This window comes from Pectobacterium polonicum, from assembly GCF_005497185.1.
GTDB lineage: Bacteria > Pseudomonadota > Gammaproteobacteria > Enterobacterales > Enterobacteriaceae > Pectobacterium > Pectobacterium polonicum.
Genome location: NZ_RJTN01000015.1, coordinates 85,835 through 108,896, shown reverse-complemented (window position 1 = coordinate 108,896; position 23,062 = coordinate 85,835). Strand labels below are relative to the sequence as shown.

The following is a 23,062-nucleotide window of genomic DNA, read 5'->3' as shown; positions in this document are numbered from 1 at the left end:
GTGCGTTAGTCCCTTTCATCCGGCGACAGACGACGGCGGCTGAAGAATTTCAGGCCACGCCACAGCAGCCAGGCAACAATAATCACGGTGAGCGTCGATATGACCGCGAGCCAGATGGGATGTTGTGCTAATGCGTGCCAGATACGTTCCCACCACGGCAGATGGCCGACGTAATAAACGTCTCCGACACGCAGATTATTGATGCCCGATTCGCGGATGACGGAAACGGAACCGAACAGAGAGGCTCTTTTTTCGCTGTCGATCAGCGCGTTATTGAGTAGCGTATAACCCTGTGGACTATCGGCCAGTAAGGCGACAACACTGCGCTGGTCGTGATACGGAGACTGAAAGCCAATAATCGCCGACATCGCACCAGTGCTGCTGACGGTGGTTTTACTGTCTGGTTTCGCGTCAGAGTCGGGCGAGCTGATGTCCGGGATAGCGGTCTGGCGTATCGGCTGCTTGATCCAACTTTGCGTTTGCTCGACCAGCAGATTGATTTTGCTGTTGTCGTGCAGCTCAGGCGGGATAGTGCCGATCATCAAAATATCGCTGTCCTGCTTGTCGACCTGTGTCCAATCATCGCTGAGCTGTACCGCCAATGCTGGGTAGCCAGTTTGTGCACCAATATTACCGATGGCGTTCAGCATGGCGCTGACCTGAGCGGGTTGCGGCTGTTTGTTCACCAGTACCAGCGTTTGTGATAGGTCAGCCAGTCGGCTGAATGGGTAGCCCGCATTGGCAAAAGCACGTAGATCCGGCATGGCCATAAAGTGGCGATAGCCAGAGAAGTTAATGGTTGAATTGCTATCGATGACGGCGTGATTCACGACCGGTGTATAGGTTTCACAGCGGTCAGCCGTGCCGCTGGAGAGCAGCGTGGTGTAATTGAAATCAAAGCGTAGCTGGTTGATGGTGCCCAGTTTCAACGCAGGGATAGTCAGAGTTTTGTTGGAATCCAATAACCCCTGTGTGAGCGGCAAGCGCATCAACAGGGAATTCTGGTCGTGTTCCGCAGCCAGCGAGAAGGCTTGTACAAACTGGTTGTTTAGATTGATGCTCAGACGTGAACCGTCCTGCACCTGCGGCGCGGTGTAGCGATATTTCAGGCGCATGTCGATACCCTGACTGCGGATAAGAAACAGATCAGGCGGCAGGTTCATCGTCAGTGAAATTGGCCGAGGTACGATACCGTCGGTTTGCAACTGCTCGTTGTATTGCTGAAGCTCGGCGAAGGTCATCGGGCGGTCGGTGCGTACCCAGTTTGGCGCATCATACGGTTGGCGTGGGGCGAGCTGTTCGACCTTATCGATGGTAACGCTTTGCCCACGGAACAGCGTGTTCCCCTGTGCAATGCCCTGCACGGCGGTGAGCAACTCATTATCATCACGACCCTGCACCAATAATAGCTTAACGTGGGGATCGTCAGGGTGGCTGATGAGAGACACCGTCGGTCCGTTCACGGCAGGGGCATCGCGCAGGAAATCAGGGCGCTTGTTGTTGGTGGCGAAAACAATGCCGTGGCGATCTGGCAGTTGGTTGAAAAGAGCAGGGAAAGATTGCCCGCGCCATTGTGCTTTGCTGCCAAACCAGGAGGCGAGCATGGCGGCGGCACGCTGTTGCACCAGATCCGGCTGGCCGGCAAAGACGATGGGCAATGTCAGTGGACGAGTATCGCGGCTGTCAAAAAATGGTGCAGGGAACGGCGATAGGTCGTCTTTCAGCGTCAGCTTCTGAAATTGCAGATTGAGCGCGCTGGCTTTGCTGATATCCAACCACAGGCTGGTGCTGGCCGGGTTTTCACAGATGTTTTGATAATGGCCGACGAACACCAGTTGCAGGCGGTTGAAGTCCGTGATGTAGCGCGGATCGATAGGAATACGAACGCGGTTGGACTTACCCATCTGCTCCTTGCTAATTGCGGTGACGCCCATCAGCTCATTGTTCAGGTAAACCTTGATATGAGATTCGGTGGGGATCAACGCGGGTGACGGCGTAAATTCGAGATCGAGCGAGGCCTGCGTTACAACTTCATCGCTGCGAACGCCGAATTCAATCTGTCCGTTGGGATTGATACCGCGTAGCGCAAATGTGCCCGGTGCAGGCGCGATTTGCGCAAACGGCAGCACCATGTTGCGCACGGCGGCGTTCTCCTGCGGTTGCGCCTGAGGGATCGCGGGCATCGCCGTCGCTGCGGTGGCAGCATTGGCGGGTGGCTGGGCGGCACCTCCCGCAGCCGGAGTTGGTGCATGCGGCGCGGTGACAGCCTGCGATAATGAGCTGACGCCTAAAGCCAATGCGGTGAACCAGATTATTTTTTTCGTCATTGTGTCATCATCAATGTTAAGGGTCTTTTTCTTTGTCGGGAAAAAGACCGTTGGTCACGGCCTGTGAATGGCAATCAAGCCACTGTCTTTTCTGTAAACAGGTTCTCTTGTGCAAATCGCGTTTCATGGGCAGACGGCGTATTGCCCCGATGTACGGCCTTTTTCGCCAGTACAGCATCTGGCGGGTCGGTTACAGCACGTCTTCCTACATAGCGCGGGATGAATGACACGACCCACACCACGATGTTGAGGAAGGCCAGGATGATATTGCGTATCACTGGCGGGGCGTAATCGGCCAGACGCAGGTAGCCGCGAAAGCCGAGAGCCAGCACATCGACCAGACTTTCGACGGGTTTATCCTGCGGGAAGCTGTCTTGCCAGAGCGCCCAGGTATCGGCGCGGGCAAAGGTACATTGAATGAAATCAATATGCTGGCGGATGGTCAGGTTGGTCATACGCAGGCCAATTTTGTTGTCGAATGCGCGGGTGACGCTGAAAGGAAAGGCGTACTCCTGCTGACCGCGTTTTAACAACAGCGAAATGTTGTCCCCGACCTGAAGAATGCCTGATTCACGGGCTTCAACGCCGACACCGCCATCAGAGTAGTCGCGTAGAACACAGGGGAAAAGGTGGCCATCGGCACGGAGGATGGCAGCGGACATCGACATCTCCACCCGGTGTGCCTGACGTACCTGCTTGGCTTCTACGGCAACCGCAACCGCACCGCCTAAAATGGTCATGTTATACACAACCCAGAGCAGGCTGATGAGCACCGTCATGATCTCTTCTGGCGGCCCGTAAATCAGACGCCAGATGCCATAGAGCACGCCAGCAATATTCAGCAGTACGAGCACCAGATAAGGCCGCGTAATCACCCAGTCGACATGCTGTTCTTCAACCAGTCCCCCCTTGGCCGTCACGTTGAATTTCCCTTTGTGTGGGTTAAACAGCGCTACGGTGGTAGGGCGGGCGATGTACCATGCCAGCACGGTTTCATAGATTTCACTCCAGAAAGAGTGGCGGTAGCGGCCCTGAATGCGTGAGTTGGTCAGGCTAGCGTGCACCATATGTGGCAGAACGTAGAGCGCAATCGCTAACGCCGGGGCGAAGATGATGTAAGCGTGCATCAGGAGAAACGCCAGCGGCGCGGTCAGGAAGATCAGCCGGGGAATACCGGACAGAAAGTGCATCATGGCATTGGCGTAACACAACCGCTGCCCGAGCTTCAGCCCTTTGCCGAATAAAGGGTTATCCAACCGGAAAATTTGCACCATCCCGCGCGCCCAGCGAATACGCTGACCGATGTGAGCCGAGAGACTCTCGGTTGCCAGTCCCGCCGCCTGCGGAATGCGGATATAGGCTGAACTGTAGCCACGGCGATGCAGGCGCAGTGAGGTATGGGCATCTTCCGTCACCGTTTCGACCGCAATGCCGCCAATCTCATCCAGCGGTTTACGCCGCAGGATGGCGCAGGAGCCGCAGAAGAACGTGGCATCCCACATGTCGTTACCGTCCTGAACCAGACCGTAGAACAGCGTGCCTTCATTGGGCGTGCGGCGGAAGCGTCCCAGATTGCGCTCAAACGGATCGGGCGAGAAGAAATGGTGCGGTGTTTGTAACATCGCCAGCTTTTTGTCTTTGAAAAACCACCCCATGGTTAACTGCAAAAAGGAGCGGGTAGGGACGTGGTCGCAGTCGAAAATGGCAACGAACTCGCCTTTCGCCTGCTTCAGGGCATTGTTGATGTTACCGGCCTTGGCGTGTTCGTGTGTGACGCGGGCGATGTAATGGACGCCGACTTCTTCAGCGAAGGCTTTAAATTCGGCGCGCCCGCCGTCATCCAGAATATAAATATTGAGCTTATCTTTAGGCCAGTCGATACCGAGCGCGGCATACACCGTCGGTTTCACCACGCTCAACGGCTCATTGTAGGTTGGGATCATCAGATCGACGGTCGGCCACGTATTGCTGTCGTCGGGCAGCGAAACGGGATGACGGTTCAGCGGCCAGATCGTCTGAAAATAGCCTAGCACCAACACCACCCAGGCGTAGGTTTCCGCTGCCAGCAGCAGCAGGCCGCATACCAGGCTGAGGGGATCGTCCCAGTTCAGGGTTTCGGTATAGCGCCACCACAGGTAACGACACGACACCGTGAAAGAGAGTGCGATCATCATGAGCGTCGGCATGCGTCCCGGCATGTTGCGAACGAGCATGGCGATGCCCCACAGCAGCGTCATAAAAATAAACTGCGATAGCAAATCAAACGGCTGCGTGATGCACAGAAGTGCTAGCGCCGCACACAGCAGACTCAGTGCCACCGTGACCAGACTTTGTACGCGGTTCGTCGATGTGGTGCTTGATTGACTGTCTTCACGATCGTCAGTATTGGCGTGGCTAAAGCGGGTAAATAGCTTTTGCTGCGTGTTCATGTAGCGCTGCCGCCAGCGCGGTAGCGCGGAGAAGACACGGCGGCGTGATGTGGGTAACTGGCCGTTTTTGATAGTTAGCAGCCAAATACCCTGTGTCAGATAGCGAAGCACATCGGCTGGGCGCGGGCGTTGAGGCGAGATGTGCGGGAACCAATAGGTTCGCTGCGCGCGGATTTGTTGCCAACTGTCAGATTCCAGCCGCAGGACGATCCAGCCGAGTATCGCAAACAGCGTAGCGAAAAAAGCAGCAAAGGCGGAGGCACCCTGCTGACGATAGCCGCGATAACGCCGCTGTATCGCCTGTCTGGCGGGCGGAACGAGGAATACGCGCAGGATGCCACTCATACGCCGCTTTCCTTGACGTGAATCAGGCACCAGTTTGCCAACGTCATGATCTCTTCCGCCGCCACGCTGTCCGGGCGGCATTCGCCTAGTGGCTGTTTTAGCATCAGTGATTCTGCCAACGCTTCGTCACGATGTACCACCAGCGGCAGCAGGTGTGACAGCGTGTGTAGCCAGAGCTGGTGTAAATCCTGCTGGAGCGTACTGAGGGTAGAAAATTGATTAACCAGAAAATGGCACTGGCGCGGTAACGCCTGTTGATGTAGACGTGAATGGCAGTTGGCATCCGCGACAACCACCTGAAAAACCGTGTTGGCGGTAGCTAACGCTTGTCGCGTAAGCGGGCTATTGTCTGCCGGCACGTCGATCAGTATCCAACGGTGGCGACCCGCCGCGCTGAGCTGCGCCAGATTGTTTTGCCAGAGTGCGGCGTGTTGGTGGTAATGCTGTTGAAGCGTGGCGACTTCCTGCATGTTCAGGCGACCAAACGGCAGAAAATCCAGACCGGGGAGATACTGCATGGCACCCGTTTGCCACGGTGCGCCGTCGGTTTCCGCCCGCGCCCAGCCGCGACGCTGCTCAAACGACATATTAAAGTTAATGCGTAGCAAATTGTCCGGCGAGAAATCAATCACCAGTGCGGATTCGCCTAGCCGTTGGAAGGCCCATCCCAGTGCGGCGGTTATCGAGGTTGTTCCTACGCCTCCGCGGATTCCTTGCAATGCAATAACGGGCATTGTCAGTTGCTCCCAGCCGGTTCTTTTAATTCATCCAGCAGCGGCCAGCGAGCCATCATTTGGCTCAGACGCGCCTGACGGGAAATATCGATATAACTTATTTCAGGCAAAGAAAAAGCCTGACTGAGGACCCGTAGATCGTCATCGGTTCTTGCGTTTTCGGTTAAATCGGCGCGTGTACGGGTATCTATACGAGTCGGTTCGTTATTCATTCCATGCCTCTGAAATAGGCTATCCATTATCATTGAGATCGATAAAGGGAAACATCTGAATGGCAGATGTAGTGGTTCTTGCACCCATAACGGACAGTCTGGCAGATGAAGGACAATACCTCTGCTGTCTTTAATAATAATGTAGTCAGGTGTGCCAATTAACTATAGCAATGAATTCGCGATTGCAATGTGAATAGCCAAAAATAGTAATGAGGTGATTTATCAAGGGATCGGAATAATTAATGGCGGGACGTTGTGATCCTACAAGGGGCTGCTAGAGTTTATTTTGACTGCGTCATTCTCGTCATACTTCGAGTTGCCTATGCGTTGACTTTCTTAAGTACCCGGCCCGCCGTAAAGGGCCGCGGCAAGCAGCGTTCAAATCTGCTTCCAGCAGGTTTGCCACGCCAGTCTCCTACTGGTGTATGTCCTATCGCCGCCTGCCTGCAATTCGAATTATCTAGGGAATATTTAAGGGTTGGTTGCTGCCATTAACGGAAAAGAAAATCAGTCTATGAAGCAGAACTTTTCATTAGGTATCCGTCACCTTTGGGATGAGCTGGCTACGCTCCAACTGGCGGGATTTTATTGGGTAAATATTGATCGACAGGTTGATGCCGCATTATTTTGCCAACAAGTTATGCATAGCCAAAATAACGACGCGAGAGTGGCGTTAATCGGCTGTGGGGAACGGTCTGACGCGCTGTTGACGACATTGTTTAATACCGAAACAAAACAGTTATCTTGCTATATATTGCCGGAAAATAAAGCCGCGTTGCTGAATTTAACCGACGACTTGATGCGCGCATTACGTCCGGAACATCGTCTGTTAGTGCTTTATGCTCCCGCCAGCCTGTGGCGAGATATTTCACCGGAAAGACTACAGCGTTGGGTGGATGACACGGCAGTATGGCTACATCAGCGCCAGTGTACACTGGTGGTTCTCAGCCATAGCAGCGGCGTAACCCGTTTGAGAAATATGCTGATCTCCCAACACCGCGGGCTTTACGGCTTGGCCAGCCTGCAATGGCAGCAGGATCGCGCACAGTATCTGGTGTCATGGTGGGCAACGGAAAGAGGCGTGCGGGCGAATAAGGTACAAATGCTGCAACCCGATAATGACGGTTGGCAAATGCTGGCGGAAGAGGAGCCCATCCTCACGCCATCTCTGAATGACGATGGGCTCTTTCTGATGGAAAAGAGCGTGATGGAGGGGGCCCCTGCGCTGTCAGAAAATTGGCAGTTACTGGAGGACAATGCCATTTTGGTACAAACCGGCATGTTGACGAATGCGGCGACGCTCGTTTTTGCACTGAATCAAACCAATCAGGTGGATACACTCGTCAAACAGGTTCATAGCCTGCGGCGGCAGCGTGGTGAATTGCTGAAGATTGTGGTGCGGGAAATGAAGCCCTGCCTGCGCGCCAGCGACGAACGCTTGTTATTGGCGTGTGGTGCAAATCTTATTGTCTCCCATTCGGAACCGCTATCTCGCTTCCTGACACGGATTGAAAGCGTGCAAGGGCAGCGCTTTACTAAACATGTTCCTGTCGATGTTGACGTCTTGCTGACCACCATGCGGCCGCTACAGATTAAGGGCTACCAGCCTCCAGAGACATTTCGGCAGTCTGTGCAGATGTTGATTGATAGCACGCTGATGCCAGAAGGCAGCAAAGGTGTGCTGGTCGCATTGCGCCCCGTGCCGGGCGTGCGGGCGGCGCAGGCGTTGACGCTGTGTACACTGCGACGCTTTGGTGATGTCGTCACGATCGCGCAGGGTCGCCTGTTTTTGTTCCTGTCCAATTGCCGTCTGAATGAGCTGGATATCGCGTTGAAATCCATTTTCCGTCTGCCGGTGGATGAAGCGTTCAGCAATCGGATTGTCTGGTCACAAGACTTACAGATTCTGGCAGAAGTTAAATCGCTGGTGCAGGGCGATACGCTGGAGCAAGAGCGGCAGATTAACGACTATGTCCAATTGCAGCAGACCGAATCGGCACCGCGCAGCCAGACGCCGCGGCGTGAGCCTATTGCGATTGATTTACTCAAACCTGATTTACTGGGACCCGATTTACCGGCCCGTGTACCGGGAGAACCATCATGATGAATCTGATTGATATCGTTCAACTGGTGCTATTAAGCGCAGTCATCTTCTTTACGCTTGGCTATCTGGCGCACCGTGTGATCCCCCACTGGCTTCAGTATTGGAAAAACAGGCTATTGTCGCCGCGCTACCTGAAGCCAGCCAGTGTCTGGATGCGTAGCCCTTCTTCAACCAAGACGGTCTCAACCACGCCGACTTCAGCAGAGACTAAAAAATAAAATGGACGAAAAAACACGCAAGCAACAGCAGGATATGCAAAAACAGCAGGATATATGGCGCTACTGGCGCGGGCTCGGTGCCTGGAATGTGTATTTCTTGCTGAAATTTGCCCTGTTATGGTTTGGATACCTGAATTTTCATCCGCTGCTTAACCTGGTATTTCTGGCGTTTTTGTTGTTTCCGATCCCCAATGTCACGCTGCACCGCTGGCGTCATATTATTGCTATCCCACTCGGTATTGGGCTTTTTTACCACGATACCTGGCTGCCGGGCATCAACAGTATTCTCAGCCAAGGGACGCAGGTTGCTGGCTTTAGCGCCGCTTATTTGCTGGAGCTGTTAAACCGCTTCATTAACTGGCAAATGGTCGGTGCGGCTGTGGTTATCACCGTGGCCTACCTGTTTTTCGCGCAGTGGATTCGTATTACGGTGTTTACCGTGGCGGCGCTGACATGGCTAAATGTTGTCAATCTGGCAGGCCCTGCCGTTTCGCTGATGCCTACGGCCTCGACGACGCCCGCGTCCTCGGCGGCGGCTTCCCCAACGGGCGGGGATACTGCGCTGCCGGAAGCAACGTTACCGCCAACGAACGCGAACCTCACCGCTTATTTGAACCAGTTTTATACGCGAGAAAAGTCGCGAACTACGGCGTTCCCGGCTACGCTGCCACAGGATGCGCAGCCGTTTGATCTCCTGATTATCAACATTTGTTCGCTGGCATGGTCGGATATAGAAGTGGCGCAGTTGGAAAATCATCCGCTGTGGAAGAAGTTCGATATCCTGTTCCGTCAGTTTAATTCCGCTACCGCGTATAGCGGGCCTGCGTCAATTCGCCTGCTGCGCGCAAGCTGTGGTCAACAGTCTCACACCGATTTGTACCAGCCTGTGAACCAGCAGTGCTTCTTGTTCAGTAATTTGGTGAAGCTGGGTTTTGAAGAGCAACTGATGCTCGATCATTCCGGCGTCTTTGGGAATTACCTGCGTGAGGTGCGTGAAGAGGGTGACATTCAGATTCCGATGCTGTCGCAGGAGGGCATCAGCCACCAGATTACCTCGTTCGACGGCGAGCCGATTTATAATGATTTGGAGCTGTTAAATCGTTGGTTGGGTGAGCGAAATAAAGCAACGACGACGCGTAACGCGACCTTCTTTAACCTGATTCCGCTGCATGATGGTAACCGCTTCGTGGGCACCAACCAGTCGGCGGACTATGCGCCACGGGCGAAGATTCTGTTTGATCAACTGGATGCTTTTTTTGACGTGTTGCAGAAATCTGGCCGCAAAGTCATGGTGGTGGTTGTACCGGAGCACGGCGCAGCGCTGGCTGGCGATAAGATGCAAATGTCTGGGCTACGTGATATTCCCAGTCCGAGCATCACGCATATTCCTGTCGGCGTAAAACTGTTTGGTTTGCAGGCTCCGCATCAGGGCGATGCGCTGGAAGTGACATCACCGAGCAGCTATCTGGCAATTTCGGAATTGGTTGCACGGATGGTGGACGGCAAAGTGTTCACCGCGCCTTCTGTGGATTGGCAAACGCTGGCGAGCACACTGCCGCAAACGGAAGCGATTTCGGAGAATGAGAACGCGATAGTGATGCAATATCAGGGAAAACCCTACATTCGTTTGAACGGCGGAGACTGGGTGCCATACCCGCAATAGCGCTGACGAACATATCCTATCGGGTTGCCGCGAAGTTGCCGCAGCCCGCCTTCCTTTATCGCTCGTTATCTTCACTCTGCCCCTGAATAGCCATACTGGCTTATGCAGGGGATATCCCCTATTCTGAGGCCGCGTTACGGCTCCCGCCAAAGGGGAGCCTAGGATTAAGATGAAATCCCCTGAGCACCAGCAGAAAACAGCGTTGAGGCGGCGATAAGCTGCCTTATACTGTTTGCGGCGCGTTACTGGTGCGCGTGGCGGTGCGTTTTTCGCGCTGTGTATGGGGCAGATATTCAGATCTGCATAAAAGGTTGACGGAGAAAGCGCTTGCGGCTCAGACGTTCATTAACGATTAAACAGATGACAGCCGTGTCTGCTGTGGCACTGGTGACGATCAGCCTGTTCATCGTCATACAGCTTTTCCACTTCGTTCACCAGCGCCGTGAAGATTATGCCAAGCAGTTGGAGAGCATCGCCTATTCCGTGCGTCAACCCCTGACGGACGCGGTGCTACAAGGGGAGGTGCAACGCGCTGGCAATATTCTGGATAGCTTGCTGCCGGTTGCCTTTCTTAGCCGGGCAGATGTATTGCTGCCGGATGATTTTCAGACGCTCCACGCCAATTTCCCGAAAGAACGCCCGGTGCCGGACTGGATCGCGCGGGTCTTTAAGCTGCCGATCCGTATCTCTATTCCACTCTATTCGCCCCCGCAGACGCAATATTCGGCACCGCTGGCGCATCTGGTCTTACAGGCAGATTCCTATCGGATGTATCAATTTATCGTCAGCACCTTTTCAACCATGTTGGCGACGTATCTGCTGCTGGCGTTGATTATGTCGATCGCCATTACCTGGTGCATTAACCGACTGCTGATACACCCGCTGCGTGGGATTATTGTCGAGCTACAGAATCTACCGCCGGATGCGATGCTTCACCGCCCTCTCACGCTGCCACCCTGGCACCAGGATGACGAGCTGGGCGCGCTAGTGCGCAGCTACAACCGTAATCAACAACTGCTGGAGCAATCTCTCTCTGCCAGTGCTGAAGGCGTGGGGTTGCCGGACAACGCACATTTTATACGACGCCTTGAACAACGTCTGGCGGATGCGACTCCGTTTAGCCTGCTCGTTTTTGGGCTTGATTCCTCCGCCAGCCAGAGTGACATGGCTGCGCTGGCGGAGCAATTCCGCGCGGTGATAGAAGAACAACATGAGGCAGGGAGCCTTTATCTGGCTCGCCTCGATTGTGACGAGTTCGCCATCATCGGGAAGACGCTGGACTCCGCTGGACGAGCGCAAGATTGGGCACAAAACGTGATGCTGGCGATTAATTCCCCCTTTTTACCTACGGGATCGCACCCTGCTCGGGCTGTCAGCGCCGGTGTCCTAACGATTACCGAGCCTCTGCCAGAGGAGGCGGCGCTGCGTTTGTCACAGGCGCGTTTTGCCATGCAACTGGCGCGGCGTGATAAGAAATGCGGTATTCATCTCCTTATCGCGTCTTCCTGAATATCAATAGGTAACGGAAATGTTACTTTTTATCGTGGTGTTTCCTGAACGGCATCTTCCCCGTATAGCGGGGCTTTGAGGGCTTTTCACGGATTTTTTCTGCTGTAAAAATGTGCATCTGTTACAAGTAAATTGCACTGATGTTTCTTTATAACTCTTGCTGACGTGATTCAGCTCTTGTTTTTAACCTATCGTTCACAAACTAAACTTATAAAACATTCTCAGCTTGTTATTGCAATGTTACTTTCCGGCGCAATCACAGGCGGCATTTTCGTACCCTATTCCCCTCCTGTGTTTTCCCCACCATAGGACGTATGTATGAAAACATCAATTTTTAAAAGTCTTTATTTTCAGGTTCTTGCCGCCATTACGATAGGGATACTGTTGGGGCATTTCTACCCCCAGCTTGGTGAGCAAATGAAGCCGCTGGGCGATGGGTTTGTTAAATTAATTAAAATGATTATTGCGCCGGTTATCTTCTGTACGGTCGTAACCGGTATCGCAGGCATGGAAAGTATGAAGTCGGTCGGTCGTACTGGTGCGGCCGCTCTGCTGTATTTTGAAATTGTGAGTACGATTGCGCTGATTATCGGTCTGGTCGTGGTCAACGTGGTGCAACCAGGCGTGGGAATGAATATCGATCCGAGTACGCTTGATGCATCTGCGGTGGCGGTCTATACCCAACAGGCTTCGCAACAGGGTCTGATTCCATTCCTGATGGATGTGATCCCGGCGAGTGTGGTCGGGGCGTTTGCCAGCGGTAATATTTTACAGGTTCTGCTGTTTGCTGTGATGTTTGGCTTTGCGCTGCACCGCCTGGGGCCAAAGGGCAAGGTCATTTTTGATGTGATCGACAGCTTCTCCAAGGTCATTTTCGGCGTCATTAACATGATCATGAAATTGGCTCCTCTGGGTGCGTTCGGTGCCATGGCCTTCACCATCGGTAAATATGGCGTTGGTACGCTGGTGCAGTTGGGGCAACTGATCCTCTGCTTCTACATCACCTGTGTTCTGTTTGTATTCCTGGTGTTGGGCAGCATTGCGAAAGCGACGGGCTTCAGTATCTTCAAATTTATTCGCTACATCCGTGAAGAACTGCTGATCGTACTGGGGACGTCCTCTTCTGAATCCGTGCTGCCACGTATGCTGGAGAAGATGGAGAAGGTCGGTTGTAAGAAATCTGTCGTCGGTTTGGTTATTCCTACCGGCTATTCATTCAACCTGGATGGCACCTCGATCTATCTGACAATGGCGGCCGTGTTTATCGCTCAGGCAACCAACAGCCACATGGATATCTGGCATCAGATTACGCTGCTGGTGGTGTTGCTGCTGTCCTCTAAAGGCGCAGCAGGCGTGACGGGAAGTGGATTTATCGTGCTGGCAGCAACGCTGTCTGCCGTAGGCCATCTGCCTGTTGCTGGTCTGGCGTTGATTCTGGGTATTGACCGCTTCATGTCAGAAGCCCGTGCGTTGACCAACCTGATTGGTAACGGTGTTGCGACTATCGTGGTAGCAAAATACTGCCGCGAGCTGGATGAGAAGAAACTAGACGCTGAGCTGTCCGGTAACAATAAGGGCGATAACGCTGCCACGCCAACGGCACAGTCGTAATTCCAGCATGCAGTTGTAATTTAAGCATCGTTCTCATGAGCATAGTTTTCTAAATCAATTCCCTACGGTGTTCTGCACCGTGGGGAATTTTTTTGTCTGTAAATTGTTTGTGTGTAAATAAGCCGCCCCAACCCAACGGTTTCCCCTCATTTTTTGCACGTCCCAAAACGTAAAAATATTGTTAAATATGACTATTTTTATCTTTTTTGCAGATTATTTCTCCTCCTGAAGTGACATAGACAAAAGCGCGCTGTCCAAGGGAATGGTACACTTCGCGTCTTCAATTTTTTTCCGTGATATATCCACGAGAGTGTGCGGTGGCAGACGCAAGGCCACCATAATGATCAACAATAACCACATTATTATGTTGGATAGCTATAAGTAGGGGTTCACATGCAGGGCACCAAAAAGGCGCTTTTCGTTGGTGGTGTGTTGCTGGCCATGGTCAGCAGCAGCGTGCAGGCTGAAGCACTACAGCCCGATCCTGCCTGGCAGCAGGGTAAACTGGACAATGGTTTTACCTGGCAGTTATTGACCACGCCACAGCGCCCCGGCGATCGGGTTGAGCTGCGTCTGGTTGTTAATGCTGGATCGCTGCTGGAAAATGCCCAGCAGGTAGGTTTTGCCCATTTTCTTCCCCGTCTGGCCTTAGCGCCGGGCGATAAGCTGTCCGCCGCCCAGCGGCCTTCCATGTGGATGCGAGACGCTAATAGCTCACGCGTCCTGCCTCCAGTTATTGTCTCGTACGATTTCACGTCGTATAACCTGAGCCTGCCGAATAATCGCCCTGAACTGCTGAAAGAAGCGTTGACGTGGCTGGCGGAAAGCGCAGGGCAGATGACGTTCGACGAGAAAAGGCTACAGGCTGCGCTGAAGGTTCCCGATCAGGTGACCACCTTTCCGATTAACCCGCAGGACCCGAGCTGGCGCTATCGCCTGAAAGGCTCACCCCTATTGGCGCATGATCCTGCTCAAGACGTCAAACCGCCTCTGAATGGCGAGCAACTTCAGCAATTTTATAAAACCTGGTATACGCCAGATGCGATGACGCTCTACATCGTTGGCCATGTGGATAACCGCAACGTGCTCGAGCAGATCGGTAAAGCCTTCTCCCCGTTGGAAGGCAAACGCGAAACGCCAGCGCCACTGCCGACATTAAGCCCGCTGCCGCCACAGGCGATCAGCCTGATGAATAACAATGCCCAGCAGGATACGCTGTCGCTGATGTGGGATGCGCCGTGGCACCCGATTCGTGAATCTCAGGCGCTGGTTCGCTACTGGCTGGGTGACATGACGCGGGAAGCGATGTTCTGGCATCTACAACAGGCGTTGGAGAAGAGCCCGCAGAAGGGCAACAATCTCCGTTTCGACTGCAACGTGTTTTATACCCGTTCTCAGTGTGCAATTCATATGGATGTCCCGAATAGTGAGAGCGTCGAGCCGGGTGTGACGTTTATGGCACGCGAGCTGGCTACACTGCGTGAAAAAGGGCTGACACAACCAGAGTTTGACGCATTGATCGCGCGTAAGACGGACGAGCTGAACAAGCTGTTTGCCACCTATGCGCGTACCAGCACGGACATCCTGATGGATCAGCGCTTGCGATCCCAGCAGAATGGCGTGGTGGATATTGCTCCCGAGCAGTATCAGAAACTGCGTCAGACTTATCTGTCCGCCTTAACGCTTGATATCCTGAATCAGGAACTGCACCAGCAGCTGGTACAAGATACGACGATGATGTTGATCCAGCAGCCGGGTGAACCTGAAGCGAATATGAAGGCGTTGCAGGAAACCTACGACCAGATTATGACGCCAGCCGTCGAACCGGTTGCCAGCGCGTCTGCGGCAGCGTCTGAAGAGGCTAAATTACAGGACAAGGTTCCCGCCGCGCAGTAAACCCGTAATCAATAAATAGAAAAGGCCGCAGTCGCGGCCTTTTGCTTATTATCACACTATGTCATGTTTACGCAGGCATCGCGTCAAGCGGGATGATCGCGCCACGGTATTGAATGACTGTGCTGGCTGTCAGGTGGCCGCGCTCTGCCGCTGCCTGCGTGCTGCCGCCGTTCAGGCGTACTGATAGATAGCCCGCGCTGAAGGAGTCGCCTGCTGCGGTGGTATCAACCACTTTCTCTTTTGGCAATTTGATCGCGGGAACATCAACCAGTTCTTGCCCGCGCTCTGACACGATGCAGGAATCGGCACCGCGTTTAATGACCACTTCGCTAACGCCCAAACCGTGCGTCCGTTCCAGCACCGCTTCCAGCGGCTTCGTACCCCACAGCATGTCTTCGTCATCCAGCGTCAGGAAGGCAATATCCGTACAGGACAGGATGTCGGTGTAGGCCTGTTGCGTTTCTTCCTTGCTCTGCCACAAGCGTGGGCGGTAGTTGTTATCAAAAATCACTTTACCGCCGTTGGCGCGGCAGGCGCGCAGCAGGGCGAGCAGACGCTGACGGCTTTCGGCATTCAGAATCGCCAGACTGATACCGCTCAGGTAGAGATAGTCAAATTGAGCCAGCGCCTGACCAATTTTTTCTGCTTCTGGGCTGTCCAGCCAGTAGCGTGCCGCAGCATCGTTGCGCCAATAGTAGAATGTGCGCTCGCCGCTATCGTCGGTTTCAATGAAATATAAACCGGGCAGTTTGTTATCCAGTCGCTGGATCAGGTCGGTTTTCACCCCTTCGTTTTGCCAGGCGGCAACCATTTCTGTACTGAAGCTATCGGTGCCGAGTGCGGTCACGTAATGCACGCCCAGCTTTTCAGCGTTTACCTGACGGGCAATGTAAACGGCAGTGTTCAGCGTATCGCCGCCAAATCCACGGTTAAGATCCGTGCCCTTCTGCGACAGTTCGATCATGCATTCGCCGATTACGGCAATGTTAGTAGTTGTCATCACTTTTGGCCTGTTTGAAAAGGTACCCTGGGACGCGAATTATTCGGGTATAAAAAACGCGAAATTAACCTCAGTCTCAACATTACGTGAGACTGAGTCAATAGCCTTGAAACGATGTTTTATTTTTTCATGACGCAGATCGGAAAACCAGCGCTTTCCCGCTGTTTTTAGCGAGGCGGGGGCGGTGCTTTCTCTTTTTCCTGTTCATTCTGATCTGACGAGGTGTCGCCTTTGTAGTTCGCCGTCGCGATCCAGGCGGCGCAAAACAGCGTTAGGCGCGCGAAGAAATAGAAGAACGCCATCAGGCCAATGACCGAACCGAACGCGGCTCCCGAAGGAGAACTGGCCAGTTTAGGCAGCGCGACGGTCATCGCAAATTTGATGGCTTCAAAACCGACTGCGGCAATCAGCGTGCCGCGAAAGAGCGCTTTGCGCTTGGGTTTGTGGCGCGGTAAAACAAAAAATATCCATAGAAATAACAGGTAGTTGGCGAAGATGGAGATTGACAGCGCAATCAGTGTCAACGCGGGACGTAGCCATTCGATGCCATCCAGCCCCAGCGCGGTGACGATCATGTTTTGCGCGGTGCCAGCAACAGAAGTCAGGAAAAGCGTAATAATGAGCGCAATAACCAAACCGGTCAGCGACAGGAAGTCCCGCGTGTACTGAAAGTAAATCTTCTCTTCATCTTTCGGGTTCCGCTCCCAGACGTCGCGCGACTGGGCGCGAATCGCTTCACGCAGGTTTCCCATCCAACTGATGCCAGAATAGAGTGCGATCAGCAAACCGGTAAGCCCGACGGTGGTACGCTGCTGCACGGCGGTGTTGACGGTACTTTTCAGCGTATTAGCCAGATTGGGATCGCTGATACTGTTAACGATGCGGTTAATCAGCCCGGTCAGCAGGTCGGGGTTAGAGGCCAACACAAAACCCACGGCGGCAAAAGACACCATGAGAATGGGGATCAGCGACAGAAAGGAAAAATAGGTAATCGCCGCGCCAAACTGGTTGCCCATGCGATCGTTGAAACGTTCGCCTGCGCGAATCAGATGTGCCACGCTGGGAATCGCCTGAATTCGTGCGGCCAGACGTTTGCTCTTGCCCAGAAACGAGAGCGGCTTCTGTGGCGATGTGTCCCCTTCTGGGGTTGACGATGTTGGTTTGCGATCCGGGTCTGCCGGTACAGGCATTGCGTTTCTCCTGTGTTCGGGATTATAAGATTGATTATAACCAACAATATAAGAATGTTACTTTTCGATGTTTTTTGAACGTACGTCATACACGGACGTTAAGCGAGTGAATTTTCCATGCCAACACCTTCCCCATCCGAACCGGCGCTGAGCGGTTTGCGCCTCAATTTACGCATCGTTTCGATTGTGGCGTTCAACTTCGCCAGCTATTTGAATATTGGTCTGCCGCTGGCGGTGCTGCCGGGGTATGTGCATGACCACCTTGGCTATAGCGCATTCTGGGCCGGGTTGGTCATCAGCCTGCAATATTTCTCCACGCTAGTGAGCCGCCCTCATGCCGGCCGTAGCGCTGATGAAAAAGGGCCGAAGAAAATCGTCGTTTGGGGATTGGTCGGCGTCATGCTGAGTGGCGTATTTTACCTGCTCGCTGCTTTTAGTGACGGCTCTCCTGCCATCACGCTGCTGCTATTATGCCTCGGGCGCGTCGTGCTGGGTGCTGGGCAGAGTTTTGCCGGTACAGGTGCAACGCTCTGGGGAGTTGGCGTCGTGGGTTCCCGGCATATCGGGCGCGTGATTTCGTGGAATGGTATTGCGACTTACGGCGCAATGGCGATTGGCGCACCGCTCGGCGTCTGGCTCAATCATGTTGGTGGGCTAAAACTGCTTTCCGTATGCATTATCCTGATCGCAGCCGTGGCGATTATCTTCGCGCTGCCGCGTCCAGCCGTGCAGGTCGCGCCTGGTAAAAAGATTCCCTTCCGCGAAGTGCTGGGGAAAGTCTGGGTTTACGGCATTATTTTGGCGATCGCCTCTGCGGGTTTTGGCGTGATCGCCACCTTCATCACGTTGTTTTATGCCGATCGTCACTGGGATGGCGCGGCGCTGACGCTGACTATTTTCAGCTGTGCTTTTGTTGGGGCGCGGCTGGTTTTCCCCAACAGTATTCAGCGGTTTGGCGGGCTGCGCGTAGCGATGGCGTGTTTTGTGGTTGAAATTGTAGGCTTGCTGTTGGTGTGGGGCGCGGTGCAACCGCTCATGGCGGAAGTCGGAGCATTCCTCGCGGGGGCGGGCTTCTCTCTGGTATTCCCGGCATTAGGCGTCGTCGCCGTCAAGGCGGTATCACCACAGAATCAGGGCAGCGCGTTGGCAACCTATACGATATTCCTCGATCTGTCGCTGGGCATCGTCGGGCCAGTGGCGGGCGTACTGATGGGCTACACCGGCATCGCCTCTATTTATCTGGCGGCGGCAATGCTAGGAGTGGCTGGTTTGACGCTGACGTGGCGGCTGACCCAGCGCACGGTAAACGGGTAAATCAGCCACCGAAGTGGCTGCTATTTGGCGATAACGTCGCTTATTTCAGCTTCAGCGTGTGGATGATGCCTTCCGCTTCGCTTTGTGCCTGTTGCTGATTGCTGGCTGGCAGCGTGATCTGCAAGGTCAGCAGTTGGTTTTCCACTTTCCCTAGCACCACAGAGGAATAAGCCTGCTGTCCGCTGCTGGTGATAATGCTGTCGAGCTGTTGCAGTTTCTTGCCGTCAACGTCGATGGTTTTGTTAGTGACGACCTGAAGGTTGGCGTCACGCGTGCGCTGCTGATCTTCCAGACGTTGCGCCAGCACGGTCAGTTCTTCCGTGGTGTTATCACCGAGGATCACGATCACGGCTTTCTGCCCGTTGTCATTGGCATAAACGTGCATGTTGTTCGCTTGCGTACCGACTTTACCGCTTTGGTCACGCATATCGGCTGGTAGAGTAAACGCAATTTTACCCTCCATTAATTCAATGTTCTGGCTCGCGCTGGCTTCTGCGGTGGGTTTACCTTGTGCGCCCGCTTTTGCGGCGTCATCCGTTTTGCCATCACAGGCAGCAAGCAGGCCGACAAGCAAGCCGACACCGAGGTATTTGATTACATTCGACATAGGTTCCCTTTCTCTCGTTTTTGAAACAGATAATCGTTTTTAAATAGGTAATAGCAGTATGGCACCCTATTCAGATAGCAAAAACAAGCGTTTTGTTGTTGCAAACCGTTGTTGCTGCCTGCGTTTTTTTACAAAGCGATGAGTGACCTAAAAGGAAAAGGCGGCGTAAATGGCCGCCCGATTGGCATTAATGGTGGCTGCTGACAGAATGGTAGTCCGTCGAGTCTTTTTGTTCACTCAGACGTTTGAGCACCATGTTCAGCATGACACCGTACATCGGCAGGAAGAAGGCCAGACTGATAAGCAGTTTGAAGGCGTAATCGACCATCGCAATTTCGACCCAGTTTGCCGCCATGAAGGCATCGGTGCTGCGGTAAAACGCGATGAAGAAAAAGGCCAGCGTGTCGCTGAAGTTACCAAACACGGTTGAAACGGCGGGGGCTACCCACCATGCGCGTTTCTGGCGCAGTCGATTGAAGACGTGAACATCCAGAATTTGACCGAGAACATAGGCCATGAAGCTGGCGCAGGCGATACGTGCCACGACGATATTCACCTGACTCAGCGCCTCGAATGACTGCCACGATCCCTGATAAAACAGTGACGAAACCAGATAGGAGATTGCTAACGCAGGCACCATGACGGTCAGAATGATACGACGCGCCAGCGGTGCACCGAAAACCCGAACCGTCAGGTCAGTGGCCAGAAAAATAAACGGAAAGGTAAAGGCGCCCCAGGTGGTATGAAAACCGAAAATCAATACCGGGAGCTGAACCAGATAATTACTCGACGTAATGATCAGGATATGGAACAACGATAGCCAGATCAGCGCCGTAAGCCGCTGCTGGGGGGTAAAACGATACATAATGTGACCTTTTTGGTTATTGGGGTTAGGGAACCCAAGGGATAACGTGCAGATTTATGCTGCAACGCGGCGGCATAATACGCAATTGCTTTGCTAATGCAATGTGTTTTGCCAGGAAAGTATGGTTGTTTTCTGCGCAAACGTTGTCGTCGCTTGCGTCGGGAAATCCTCAGCGTAAACTAAGGCGGTTTTTTGATTCCAGCACTGAGAACGTTGATGACCGATCCCTTTACCAACCCGGATAAAACCCTTGATGCACAGGGGCTGCGTTGCCCTGAGCCTGTGATGATGGTGCGTAAGACGGTGCGCCAGATGGAAACCGGGCAAACGCTGCTGGTTATTGCCGACGATCCGGCTACCACCCGCGATATTCCGGGTTTTTGCGTCTATATGGAGCATGAGCTGCTGGCGCAGGAAACCGAACAGCTTCCCTATCGTTATCTGCTGCGCAAAGGCCACTGATATTCAGGGCGTTATACCGCACGCTGAAGTGTGTTATTAGGATAAACACGGGGATGAGGTTCCCGTAGGGAGACCTCGCCCCGTGGTCGCTCTGTGTATCTCGAGCCTTCAACCAACAGCCAGCATTAACGGTAATATCAGTCCTGTTTTCTCAATAGCCGTAGCGCGTTGGCGGTGACTAACGCCGTTGCGCCGGAGTCTGCCAGCACCGCCAGCCACAGTCCGGTAATGCCCAGCACGCTGGTGACCAGAAATACCGCTTTCAGCCCCAGTGCGATCGTAATGTTCTGACGAATATTACGCTGCGTCGCCCGTGACAGGCTAATCATGGCCGCCAGCCCGGTCAGGCGGCTGTGGGTTAATGCTGCATCGGCTGTCTCCAGCGCCACATCGGTACCGCTTCCCATCGCGATGCCGATGGTTGCGGCTTTCATCGCCGGCGCATCGTTGATGCCGTCGCCCACCATCGCTACGGGGTGCTGCTTGCTCAATTCGCTGACTGCCGTGACCTTATCAGCAGGGAGCAGGCTAGCGCGGTAATCGATCCCTAATGTTGCCGCAATGGCTGCCGCCGCACGGGGATTATCGCCCGTGAGCATGACGCCGCGAATCCCCAACTGCTGTAAGGCATCCAACGCTTCACGCGCATCGTGGCGTAGCGTATCGCTCAACGCCAACAAGCCTAGCAGCCTGTCGTCTTCTTGCACCACCACCACCACGGTTTTCCCTTCGTTCTCCAGCGCATCAATCCGTTGCAACCAGCTGGCATCAAGTAAACCCGGTGCGACGCGAGTCGGGGCGCTGACCTGAATCCGCTTGCCGCCTATCGTGCCTTCAACGCCGACACCCGCCAGCGCTTTACGGTTTTCTGCCATCGGCAGGAATGTGCTACTGGACAGCGCATGCTGGACGATGGCTTTGGCAAGCGGATGGTGCGAGCCTGACTCCACCGCGGCGGTACGCGTTAGCAGCGCCGTTTCGCTAATGCCTGCGGCGGGCAATACGTTCGTCACCTGCGGCTTGCCTTCCGTCAGCGTACCCGTCTTATCAAACGCGATGGTCTTGATGCTGCCCAGCGACTCCAGCGCGGCACCGCCTTTAATCAGTGCCCCCCGGCGCGTTGCCGCAGCCAGCCCAGATGTAATCGCCGCAGGCGTTGAGATCACCAGCGCACAGGGACAGCCGATTAACAGCAGCGTCAAACCGCGATAAATCCACTCTTGCCACGGCTGTGCCAGCAGCAGTGGCGGCACCAAAATCACCAGCAGCGACAACAGCATGATGGCCGGCGTGTAGTAACGGCTGAACTTATCGAGGAAGCGTTCTATCGGTGCACGGCGCTCTTCCGCTTCTTCTATCAGTTGCAGAATGCGGTCAATAGCGCTGTTGCCCGGCTGTGACACCACGCGTAGCTGCACGACCCGATCGACACACAGGCTGCCGGCGGCAATTTTTTCACCCGGCGTGCGCTCAACGGGCACCGATTCACCGGTCAGGGCGCTTTCATCAAAGCTGGCATCGCTGTTCAAGAGTTCCGCATCGGCAGGGAGCCGCCCGCCGGGGGCGACTTCAATGACATCGCCGGGAACCAGACTGGCGACAGGAACGAGGCGTCGCTGCCCGTTGACGATTGCCGTGGCGTCTTCAGGAAGCAGCGCCATTAGTGCGGTTACACCCCGCCGTGCGCGATTGGCTGCGTAAGATTCCAGATATTCGCCCAGCATAAACAGCAGCAGGATGACGGTGGCTTCGGTGGTGGCGCCAATCAAGAGCGCACCGATGGAGGCCACGCTCATTAGCGTCTCAATTGCAAAGGGTGTACCCGTGCGAATGAGCTGTATCGATTTTTTCAGTATCGGAACCAGCCCGACAATTGTGGTTGCGATAAACGCAATCTGCCCGCCGCGCTCGCTTAGCAGGGAAAGTCCCCAGCTTGCAGCAGCCAGCAGAGTGAAAAGTATTAAGAAACCATATTCATGCACGAAACGACGTAAGGTAGACGTGTCAGGTGGGGCGAGGGGGAGTGCGGTATCCTGCAAGGCGAAGCCCGCTTGCTGAACGGCATGTTGAACCTGAAGTCGAATATCGGTGTCGGCATCGACAACCAGTTTTTCGGTGGCGAACAGCACTTTGGCTTGTTCAATTCCGGTGAGATTTTTTACTGCATTTTCGATTTTACGTGCGCAGCTGGGACAATCCATCCCGCTGATTTTCCAGCTGAAACGCTGGTTGGATCGGGGCCTGTCGCTGTCTCCGCCGTCGGGGTCGTCTGAATCCGCGCTACCGCCGCTGTCCGACGAATGCTGCTCTGTGCCACACGCGCTCTGCACTACGGCGTCAGACGTGTGTTTGGTTGAACAGCAGCTGTGGTCGGCGTGGTTTGAATGCTGTGTGTGCTCGTTGCAGCAGCTTTTGGTGCTGCGTGGCGCGTGGTGAACGCTGTTATTGCAGCAGGCTGATTTCTCAGCGCTGTGGTTATGCTGATGAGAGTGCATTTCTTCCTCCTGGGTTATTAGTGATAGCCATTCTCATCAGGAACTTTACACCGCCGCTTAATGCTTAGCCAGATTTTCGTG

17 protein-coding genes are annotated in these 23,062 nt (G+C 54.1%); 8 read left to right on the top strand and 9 right to left on the bottom strand.

Annotated elements, in window-relative coordinates:
- Nucleotides 1-5: 5 nt before the first annotated feature.
- The 4 genes from bcsB to bcsR form a co-directional block, all read right to left on the bottom strand.
- Complete coding sequence (gene bcsB / locus EDI29_RS15300) at nt 6-2,327, bottom strand: cellulose biosynthesis cyclic di-GMP-binding regulatory protein BcsB (RefSeq protein WP_137741573.1); 2,322 nt, start codon at nt 2,325-2,327, stop codon at nt 6-8.
- A 74-nt stretch (nt 2,328-2,401) separates the two neighbouring features.
- The gene (gene bcsA / locus EDI29_RS15295; RefSeq protein WP_137741572.1) at nt 2,402-5,101 is read right to left on the bottom strand and encodes a UDP-forming cellulose synthase catalytic subunit; all 2,700 of its coding nucleotides are present in this window, start codon (nt 5,099-5,101) and stop codon (nt 2,402-2,404) included.
- Nucleotides 5,098-5,835, bottom strand: coding sequence for a cellulose biosynthesis protein BcsQ (gene bcsQ, locus EDI29_RS15290; RefSeq protein WP_137741571.1), 738 nt, complete (start codon nt 5,833-5,835; stop codon nt 5,098-5,100). Before bcsQ ends, bcsA begins: the two co-directional genes overlap by 4 nt.
- A gap of 2 nt (nt 5,836-5,837) precedes the next feature.
- Complete coding sequence (bcsR, locus tag EDI29_RS15285) at nt 5,838-6,047, bottom strand: cellulose biosynthesis protein BcsR (RefSeq protein ID WP_167494520.1); 210 nt, start codon at nt 6,045-6,047, stop codon at nt 5,838-5,840.
- 514 nt (nt 6,048-6,561) lie between these two features.
- On the opposite strand from bcsR, the gene bcsE reads away from it, so the two are divergent.
- The 6 genes from bcsE (at nt 6,562) to EDI29_RS15255 (ending at nt 15,048) form a co-directional block, all read left to right on the top strand.
- On the top strand, nt 6,562-8,151 hold the full coding sequence (bcsE, locus tag EDI29_RS15280; RefSeq protein WP_137741570.1) for a cellulose biosynthesis protein BcsE: 1,590 nt from the start codon (nt 6,562-6,564) through the stop codon (nt 8,149-8,151).
- On the top strand, nt 8,151-8,369 hold the full coding sequence (gene bcsF, locus EDI29_RS15275) for a cellulose biosynthesis protein BcsF (RefSeq protein ID WP_137741580.1): 219 nt from the start codon (nt 8,151-8,153) through the stop codon (nt 8,367-8,369). Before bcsE ends, bcsF begins: the two co-directional genes overlap by 1 nt.
- Before the next feature lies 1 nt (nt 8,370).
- Nucleotides 8,371-10,032, top strand: coding sequence for a cellulose biosynthesis protein BcsG (gene bcsG / locus EDI29_RS15270; RefSeq protein ID WP_137741569.1), 1,662 nt, complete (start codon nt 8,371-8,373; stop codon nt 10,030-10,032).
- A gap of 360 nt (nt 10,033-10,392) precedes the next feature.
- Nucleotides 10,393-11,541, top strand: coding sequence for a HAMP domain-containing protein (locus tag EDI29_RS15265; protein ID WP_137741568.1), 1,149 nt, complete (start codon nt 10,393-10,395; stop codon nt 11,539-11,541).
- A gap of 318 nt (nt 11,542-11,859) precedes the next feature.
- Nucleotides 11,860-13,152 (top strand): dicarboxylate/amino acid:cation symporter, encoded by a 1,293-nt coding sequence (locus EDI29_RS15260; RefSeq protein WP_107168638.1) that lies wholly within the window; start codon nt 11,860-11,862, stop codon nt 13,150-13,152.
- A gap of 393 nt (nt 13,153-13,545) precedes the next feature.
- Nucleotides 13,546-15,048, top strand: a complete 1,503-nt coding sequence (locus tag EDI29_RS15255) for a M16 family metallopeptidase (RefSeq protein WP_137741567.1) — start codon at nt 13,546-13,548, stop codon at nt 15,046-15,048.
- 67 nt (nt 15,049-15,115) lie between these two features.
- Here EDI29_RS15255 and kdgK read toward each other — a convergent pair whose 3' ends face one another.
- Both kdgK and yhjD read right to left on the bottom strand, forming a co-directional pair.
- The gene (gene kdgK, locus EDI29_RS15250) at nt 15,116-16,048 is read right to left on the bottom strand and encodes a 2-dehydro-3-deoxygluconokinase (protein WP_137741566.1); all 933 of its coding nucleotides are present in this window, start codon (nt 16,046-16,048) and stop codon (nt 15,116-15,118) included.
- Nucleotides 16,049-16,215: 167 nt separating this feature from the next.
- Nucleotides 16,216-17,238: an inner membrane protein YhjD gene (gene yhjD, locus EDI29_RS15245; RefSeq protein WP_137741565.1), complete on the bottom strand. Its 1,023-nt coding sequence runs from the start codon at nt 17,236-17,238 to the stop codon at nt 16,216-16,218.
- A 117-nt stretch (nt 17,239-17,355) separates the two neighbouring features.
- On the opposite strand from yhjD, the gene EDI29_RS15240 reads away from it, so the two are divergent.
- Nucleotides 17,356-18,552 (top strand): MFS transporter, encoded by a 1,197-nt coding sequence (locus EDI29_RS15240; RefSeq protein WP_137741564.1) that lies wholly within the window; start codon nt 17,356-17,358, stop codon nt 18,550-18,552.
- A 40-nt stretch (nt 18,553-18,592) separates the two neighbouring features.
- On the opposite strand, the gene EDI29_RS15235 is transcribed toward EDI29_RS15240, so the two are convergent.
- The gene (locus tag EDI29_RS15235; RefSeq protein ID WP_137741563.1) at nt 18,593-19,159 is read right to left on the bottom strand and encodes a DcrB family lipoprotein; all 567 of its coding nucleotides are present in this window, start codon (nt 19,157-19,159) and stop codon (nt 18,593-18,595) included.
- A 187-nt stretch (nt 19,160-19,346) separates the two neighbouring features.
- Entirely contained in the window at nt 19,347-20,024 is a 678-nt protein-coding gene (locus EDI29_RS15230) for a 7-cyano-7-deazaguanine/7-aminomethyl-7-deazaguanine transporter (protein WP_137741562.1), read from the bottom strand.
- A gap of 216 nt (nt 20,025-20,240) precedes the next feature.
- Between EDI29_RS15230 and tusA the strand changes: the two genes are divergently transcribed.
- On the top strand, nt 20,241-20,486 hold the full coding sequence (gene tusA, locus EDI29_RS15225) for a sulfurtransferase TusA (protein ID WP_137741579.1): 246 nt from the start codon (nt 20,241-20,243) through the stop codon (nt 20,484-20,486).
- 137 nt (nt 20,487-20,623) lie between these two features.
- Here tusA and EDI29_RS15220 read toward each other — a convergent pair whose 3' ends face one another.
- A complete protein-coding gene (locus EDI29_RS15220) occupies nt 20,624-22,981 on the bottom strand; it encodes a zinc/cadmium/mercury/lead-transporting ATPase (RefSeq protein WP_137741561.1) in 2,358 nt (785 codons plus the stop codon).
- Between the last annotated feature and the right edge of the window lie 81 nt (nt 22,982-23,062).